Here is a 545-nt window from a genome sequence, read left to right as displayed (position 1 = left end):
ACGACCGACTTGTGCCTGTTGCTGCTTCTGTCGACCCTGTGGGGTTCGTCCTATACCTTCATCAAGATCGGCGTCGAGACGATCCCGCCGGTGACGCTGATTGCGGCGCGGACGCTGATTGCCGGAAGCTTGCTCCTCGTTCTGGTGAGGGCGCGCGGCCTGTCGCTGCCGCGCGATCGCGTCAATTGGGGCCGGTTTCTCTTCCAGGCCTGCCTCAACAGCGTTTTTCCATTCACGTTGATCGCCTGGGCGGAGCAGACGACCGATGCCGGGCTCGCGACCATCCTCAATTCGACGTCGCCAATCTTCACCTTCCTCCTAACGATCCTCATCACCCGTCATGAGGCGGTGAGCGGCCGCAAGCTGTTCGGGGTTTGCGCCGGGCTGCTCGGCGTGTGCCTCATCGTCGGCTTCGAAGCGTTGGCGGGGCTCGGGCATCAGGCCTTGGCGCAGATCGCCATCGTCGTGGCGACCATCTCCTATGCGGGTGCCGCGATTTTCGGAAGGAATTTCGGGGGTATGGACCCAATGCTTCCGGCCGCGGG

At 63.3% G+C, this 545-nt stretch carries 1 protein-coding gene; it reads left to right on the top strand.

Annotated elements, in window-relative coordinates:
• The coding region (locus ACOZKU_RS23255; RefSeq protein WP_421580880.1) for a DMT family transporter at positions 1–545 on the top strand (545 nt) is incomplete at both ends.

The sequence above is a fragment of the Shinella sp. M31 genome (assembly GCF_049199205.1).
Taxonomy (GTDB): Bacteria; Pseudomonadota; Alphaproteobacteria; order Rhizobiales; family Rhizobiaceae; genus Shinella.
This window is presented reverse-complemented; position numbering and strand designations above follow the sequence as displayed.